At 51.1% G+C, this 6,198-nt stretch carries 4 protein-coding genes; 3 read left to right on the plus strand and 1 reads right to left on the minus strand.

The genetic code is table 11. The features are described 5' to 3' along the window. The first annotated feature begins 18 nt into the window (after positions 1-18). The 3 genes from pat (at position 19) to D9742_RS19585 (ending at position 4,515) form a co-directional block, all read left to right on the plus strand. On the plus strand, positions 19-2,679 hold the full coding sequence (gene pat, locus D9742_RS19575) for a protein lysine acetyltransferase (protein ID WP_130237956.1): 2,661 nt from the start codon (positions 19-21) through the stop codon (positions 2,677-2,679). A 113-nt stretch (positions 2,680-2,792) separates the two neighbouring features. Beyond that, positions 2,793-4,148 (plus strand): CDP-diacylglycerol--serine O-phosphatidyltransferase, encoded by a 1,356-nt coding sequence (gene pssA / locus D9742_RS19580; RefSeq protein ID WP_130237959.1) that lies wholly within the window; start codon positions 2,793-2,795, stop codon positions 4,146-4,148. A 43-nt stretch (positions 4,149-4,191) separates the two neighbouring features. Next, a complete protein-coding gene (locus D9742_RS19585) occupies positions 4,192-4,515 on the plus strand; it encodes a YfiM family lipoprotein (protein WP_130237957.1) in 324 nt (107 codons plus the stop codon). On the opposite strand, the gene kgtP is transcribed toward D9742_RS19585, so the two are convergent. Next, positions 4,512-5,810 carry an alpha-ketoglutarate permease gene (gene kgtP / locus D9742_RS19590; protein ID WP_130237958.1) on the minus strand — a complete coding sequence of 433 codons (1,299 nt, stop codon included), beginning with the start codon at positions 5,808-5,810 and terminating at the stop codon, positions 4,512-4,514. The genes D9742_RS19585 and kgtP overlap by 4 nt on opposite strands. Positions 5,811-6,198 lie beyond the last annotated feature (388 nt).

Raw genomic sequence — 6,198 nt, forward strand, 5'->3', positions numbered from 1 at the left:
CTTCTGCGGGAGACTGGTATGAGTCAGCGAGGACTGGAAGCACTACTGCGACCAAAATCGATAGCGGTAATTGGCGCATCGATGAAACCTAATCGCGCAGGTTACCTGATGATGCGTAACCTGCTGGCGGGTGGCTTTAACGGACCGGTGTTACCGGTGACGCCTGCCTGGAAAGCGGTACAAGGCGTACTGGCCTGGCCGGACATCGCCAGTCTTCCATTTACGCCCGACCTTGCCGTACTGTGTACCAATGCCAGCCGCAATCTGGCGCTTCTGGAAGAGCTCGGCGAGAAAGGCTGTAAAACCTGCATTATTCTTTCTGCCCCGGCATCGCAACACGAAGATCTCCGTGTCTGCGCCCAGCGCCATAACATGCGCCTGCTTGGGCCAAACAGTCTGGGATTACTGGCGCCGTGGCAAGGTCTGAATGCCAGCTTTTCCCCGGTGCCGATTAAACGCGGCAAGCTGGCGTTTATTTCGCAATCGGCTGCTGTTTCCAACACCATTCTCGACTGGGCGCAACAGCGTGAAATGGGCTTTTCGTATTTTATTGCGCTCGGCGATAGTCTGGATATCGACGTTGATGAATTGCTCGATTACCTGGCACGCGACAGTAAAACCAGCGCCATCCTGCTCTATCTCGAACAGTTAAGCGATGCGCGACGCTTTGTTTCGGCGGCCCGTAGTGCCTCGCGTAATAAACCGATTCTGGTGATTAAAAGCGGACGTAGCCCGGCGGCACAGCGATTGCTGAACACAACGGCAGGAATGGACCCGGCATGGGATGCGGCTATTCAGCGCGCCGGTTTGTTGCGGGTACAGGACACACACGAACTGTTTTCGGCAGTGGAAACCCTTAGCCATATGCGCCCGCTGCGTGGTGATCGCCTGATGATTATCAGCAACGGTGCTGCGCCTGCCGCGCTGGCGCTGGATGCCTTATGGTCACGCAATGGCAAGCTGGCAACGCTCAGTGAAGAGACCTGCCAGAAACTGCGCGATGCACTGCCAGAACATGTGGCAATCTCTAACCCGCTCGATCTGCGCGATGACGCCAGTTGCGAGCATTATGTCAAAACGCTGGACATTCTGCTCCACAGCCAGGATTTTGATGCGCTGATGGTTATTCATTCGCCCAGCGCCGCTGCTCCCGCAACAGAAAGCGCGCAAGCATTAATTGAAGCGGTAAAGCATCATCCCCGCAGCAAGTATGTATCTCTGCTGACGAACTGGTGTGGCGAGCACTCCTCGCAAGAGGCACGACGTTTATTCAGCGAAGCCGGGCTGCCGACCTATCGAACGCCAGAAGGAACTATCACTGCTTTTATGCATATGGTGGAGTACCGGCGTAACCAGAAGCAACTACGCGAAACGCCGGCGCTGCCCAGCAATCTGACCTCTAATACCGCAGAAGCGCATCTTCTGTTGCAACAGGCGATTGCCGAAGGAGCAACGTCGCTCGATACCCATGAAGTTCAGCCCATCCTGCAAGCGTACGGTATGAACACGCTTCCCACCTGGATTGCCAGCGATAGCACCGAAGCGGTGCATATTGCCGAACAGATTGGTTATCCGGTGGCGCTGAAATTGCGTTCGCCGGATATTCCACATAAATCGGAAGTTCAGGGTGTCATGCTCTACCTGCGTACAGCCAATGAAGTCCAGCAAGCGGCAAACGCTATTTTCGATCGCGTAAAAATGGCCTGGCCGCAGGCACGTATCCACGGCCTGTTGGTGCAAAGTATGGCTAACCGGGCTGGCGCTCAGGAGTTGCGGGTGGTGGTTGAGCACGATCCGGTTTTCGGGCCGTTGATCATGCTGGGAGAAGGCGGTGTGGAGTGGCGTCCTGAAGATCAAGCCGTCGTCGCACTACCGCCGCTGAACATGAACCTGGCCCGCTATCTGGTTATTCAGGGGATCAAAAGTAAAAAGATTCGTGCGCGTAGTGCACTGCGCCCGCTGGATGTGGCCGGATTAAGCCAGTTACTGGTGCAGGTTTCCAACCTGATTGTCGATTGCCCGGAGATCCAGCGGCTGGATATTCATCCTTTGCTGGCTTCCGGCAGTGAATTTACAGCCCTGGATGTCACGCTCGATATTGCGCCATTTGAAGGCGATAACGAGAGTCGGCTGGCCGTGCGCCCGTACCCGCATCAGCTGGAAGAGTGGGTTGAATTGAAAAACGGCGTACGTTGCTTGTTCCGCCCGATTTTGCCGGAAGATGAGCCACAGCTTCAGCAATTTATTTCGCGAGTCACCAAAGAAGATCTTTATTACCGCTACTTTAGCGAGATCAACGAATTCACCCATGAAGATTTAGCTAACATGACGCAGATCGACTACGATCGGGAAATGGCGTTTGTGGCGGTGCGACGTTTTGATCAAACGGAAGAGATCCTCGGCGTCACGCGTGCGATCTCCGACCCTGATAACATCGATGCCGAATTTGCCGTGCTGGTTCGCTCGGATCTCAAAGGGTTAGGCTTAGGTCGACGCTTAATGGAAAAGTTGATTACCTATACGCGAGATCACGGATTACAACGTCTGAATGGTATTACGATGCCAAACAATCGTGGCATGGTGGCGCTGGCCCGCAAGCTCGGGTTTAACGTCGATATCCAGCTCGAAGAGGGGATCGTTGGGCTTACGCTAAATCTTGCCCAGCGCGAGGAATCATGAGTAAGGTACTGGAAATGTTGACCACTTAATCGGGACTGGTGTTATTATTGCCCGCTTATGTCGTCTGCATTGCACAGAGGACCCTTCAATGAACAGAGAAGAAATGCACTGTGATGTTGTCAAAATTTAAGCGTAATAAACATCAACAACACCTTGCCCAACTACCCAAGATTTCTCAATCAGTTGATGATGTCGATTTCTTTTACGCTCCCGCCGATTTCCGGGAGACGCTGCTGGAAAAAATAGCCAGCGCGAAGCAGCGCATTTGCATTGTTGCCCTGTATCTCGAACAGGATGACGGTGGCAAAGGCATTCTGAGCGCGCTATATGAGGCTAAACGGCAGCGTCCGGAACTGGATGTGCGGGTGCTGGTCGACTGGCATCGTGCGCAACGTGGACGCATTGGCGCTGCGGCATCTAACACTAACGCTGACTGGTACTGCCGCATGGCGCAGGAAAATCCGGGCGTAGATGTTCCGGTTTATGGCGTTCCCATCAATACCCGTGAAGCCCTGGGCGTTCTGCATTTTAAAGGCTTTATCATCGACGATAGCGTACTTTACAGCGGTGCGAGCCTGAACGATGTTTATCTGCATCAGCATGATAAATACCGCTACGACCGTTATCATCTGATTCGTAACCGCAAGATGTCAGACATTATGTTTGAATGGGTTACGCAGAATATTATGAATGGTCGCGGTGTTAACCGTCTGGATGATGAACATCGCCCAAAAAGTCCGGAAATCAAGAACGACATTCGCCTGTTCCGCCAGGAGTTGCGTGATGCCGCTTATCATTTCCAGGGAGATGCTGATAACGATCAACTTTCCGTCACGCCGTTGGTGGGCCTGGGGAAATCGAGTCTGTTGAACAAGACCATTTTCCATCTGATGCCCTGTGCCGAGCAGAAACTGACTATCTGCACACCATACTTCAACCTGCCGGCAATCCTGGTGCGCAATATCATCCAGTTGCTGCGCGAAGGGAAAAAGGTCGAAATTATCGTTGGTGATAAAACCGCGAATGACTTCTATATTCCGGAAGATGAACCATTCAAGATAATTGGTGCGTTGCCTTATCTTTATGAGATCAATCTGCGTCGCTTCCTGAGCCGTTTGCAGTATTACGTCAATACTGACCAGTTAGTGGTCCGGTTATGGAAAGATGATGACAATACTTACCACCTGAAAGGAATGTGGGTTGATGATAAGTGGATGCTGATAACCGGTAATAACCTGAATCCACGCGCCTGGCGTCTGGATCTGGAAAACGCCATTTTGATCCACGATCCGCAACTGGAGCTTGCGCCGCAACGTGAAAAAGAATTGGATCTGATCCGAGAGCATACCACCATTGTTAAGCACTACCGCGATCTGCAAAGTATTGCCGATTACCCGGTGAAAGTTCGCAAACTTATCCGCCGTTTGCGCCGCATCCGCATCGACCGATTAATTAGCCGTATCCTGTAATCTGAACCCCGTCCTGTACGGGGTTTGTTTTTTGGAGGCCGCGTTGCGTATTCTTTTTGTCTGTTCGCTATTGTTACTTTCTGGTTGCAGCCACATAGCTAACGATAGCTGGCACGGGCAGGATAAAGCTCAACACTTTATCGCCTCGGCGATGCTTTCCGCCGCAGGAAATGAATATGCGCAACATCAGGGGATGAGTCGCGACCGCAGCGCGATGTTCGGGCTGATGTTCTCTGTAGGTCTGGGGGCATCAAAAGAACTTTGGGATAGCCGCCCCGAAGGAAGCGGCTGGAGCTGGAAAGATTTTGCCTGGGATGTCGCCGGTGCAAGCACCGGCTATACAGTCTGGCAACTGACCCGTCACTAAAGACGCATCCCCTTCCCTTTGCGGTGCAGCATCAAAGAAACCAGCAATGCCACCACGGCCATTAAGGTCACATACCAGAAGAAGGCTGTTTCCATTCCAATTGATTTCAGCGACAACGCTACGTACTCCGCCGAACCACCAAATATAGCATTGGCGACTGCATATGACAGACCAACACCTAATGCGCGAACCTGCGCCGGGAACATCTCAGCCTTCAGGATCCCGCTGATTGATGTATAAAAACTCACTATCAGCAGGGCGCACATCACCAGACCAAAAGCGGCATAAGGCGAGGAAACGTTCTGTAATGCTGAGAGAATAGGAACGGTAAAAATGGCTGCCAGAGAACCGAAACATAACATTGAGGTACGGCGACCAATCTTATCCGACAGCGCGCCAATGAGTGGTTGAATAAGCATAAATACAAACAATGCCGCGGTCATAATGCCGCTCGCTACGTTTGCGTGCATTCCTGCAGTATTCACCAGATACTTCTGCATGTAAGTGGTGAAGGTATAGAAACAAAGGGAACCCGCAGCAGTGAAGCCAAGAACCATGATGAATGCACGACGATTGCGCCATAATCCCTTCATTGAACCCGCTTCTTTTAAAGCGCGCGTTTCTTGTTGCGAAGTTTCATCTAATTGACGACGTAACCACAACGCTACAACGGCTAACACTGCTCCTAATGCAAAAGGAATGCGCCATCCCCACTCTCTGAGAGTAGAATCTTCCATAGTATGTTGTAAAACCACCACAACCAGTAAGGCCAGCAACTGGCCGCCAATTAGCGTGACATACTGGAACGAAGCGTAGAACCCTTTTCGCCCTTCAACAGCAACTTCACTCATATAAGTGGCGCTGGTGCCATATTCTCCGCCAACGGATAATCCCTGAAATAAACGCGCGAGAAGCAATAATGCTGGAGCCCAGGTACCGATAGTCTCATAACCTGGCAGGCAGGCGATAACCAGTGATCCGAAACACATCATACACACCGATAGCAACATTGATTTTTTACGACCATGTTTATCGGCTATGCGTCCAAATAGCCAGCCACCTATTGGACGCATCAGAAAGCCTGCAGCAAAAACACCGGCTGTCTGCAGTAATTGAGTGGTAGTGTTATCAGAAGGGAAGAAGATGTGAGCGAAGTAGAGGGAACAGAATGAGTAGACATAAAAATCGAACCATTCGACCAGGTTACCTGAAGAGGCTCCTACTATTGCCCAGATGCGGCGACGAGTATCACTACTTGTCAGTTTGCCGTCTGCCGTTACAGTACTTTCTGCCATGCCAATATTTCTCCTGCCATAATCCGATGCTTTGTCGGTCGATGTTGTTTATTATTTAGCGAGGTGAATGTTATACATTTGTTACTTGTATTTATGCAACCATAACTGCGAATTTAGTTAGCAGGAGAATGATTATTCAGGATGGCCTGGTAGAATTTCAGGTGAGGTTGTCTTATGGAAATGGGCGAGCATCTGGCGTATACAAGGGAATGGTAGGATCTTTATTTCTTAGTCAGCTCCGCATCCAGTAGTTTTTACTGTCTACGCTATTCAGGACGGGTCATAGATAAGACAAAAGGCCCAGTCTTTCGACTGAGCCTTTCGTTTTGCACCAACGCAAAAAGGCCATCCTTCCGGATGGCCTTTCGCTTTATTTGATGCCTGGCAG

It is taken from the genome of Escherichia sp. E1V33 (assembly GCF_004211955.1).
Taxonomy (GTDB): domain Bacteria; phylum Pseudomonadota; class Gammaproteobacteria; order Enterobacterales; family Enterobacteriaceae; genus Escherichia.